This is a genomic window from Pedobacter chitinilyticus, from assembly GCF_003313385.1.
GTDB classification, from domain to species: Bacteria; Bacteroidota; Bacteroidia; order Sphingobacteriales; family Sphingobacteriaceae; genus Pedobacter; species Pedobacter chitinilyticus.
Map to the genome: position 1 here is coordinate 1,567,602 of NZ_QMHN01000001.1, position 1,004 is coordinate 1,568,605.

General features: G+C 54.3%; 1 pseudogene. It reads left to right on the top strand.

The features are described from left to right. Positions 1-1,004: pseudogene (locus tag DUT70_RS06535) on the top strand (SprB repeat-containing protein); the annotation flags it as partial.

A 1,004-nucleotide genomic window follows, 5' to 3' on the forward strand; every position in this document is an offset into this window, starting at 1 on the left:
TATTCATGGGCGCCTTCGGGTGGTACCAATGCTACGGCAACTGGTCTTACAGCAGGAACATATACTTGTACCATTACTGATAATCTTGGTTGTACCAAGCAGTTAAGCATTGCAGTTGGCCAGCCAGCAGCTGCACTCGGCGGAACAACATCTAAGACCGATGTAAGCTGTAACGGGGGATCAAATGGTACGGCAACCGTTTCGGCGACTGGCGGAACAACCCCATACTTCTATTCATGGGCACCTTCGGGTGGTACCAATGCTACGGCAACGGGCCGAGCAGCAGGAACCTATACAGTGACCGTAACAGACTTTAACGGGTGCCAAATCACCAGAACGGTGACCATCAACCAGCCTGCAACACTAAGTGCGGCAACAGGCGGTGGAAAAACCGATGTTTCCTGTAATGGTGCTGCCAACGGTACGGCAACCGTAGCGCCTACGGGAGGAACCTCGCCATACAGCTATTCATGGGCGCCTTCGGGTGGTACCAATGCTACGGCAACTGGTCTTACAGCAGGAACCTATACCGTCACCGTAACGGATAATAACAACTGTCAGACTACAAGGACATTCACCATCAATCAGCCTGCGGCGGCACTTGGAGGAACCATTTCCAAAACAGATGTTTCCTGCAATGGTGGCGGTAACGGAACAGCGACAGTGGCGGTAACTGGAGGAACGACTTCGTACACTTATTCTTGGGCACCTTCGGGAGGCACCAATGCCACTGCAACGGGCCTCAGTGCTGGAACCTACACAGTGACCGTGACCGATGCCAACGCCTGCCAGATCACCAGGACGGTCACCGTTAACCAGCCTGCAGCAGCACTATCGGCAGCTACGGGCGGTGGCAAGACGGATGTATCCTGCAACGGTGGGGCAAACGGTACGGCTACCGTGGCACCTACGGGAGGAACCTCGCCATATAGCTATTCATGGTCACCTTCGGGTGGTACCAATGCTACGGCAACTGGTCTTACAGCAGGAACCTATACCGTCAC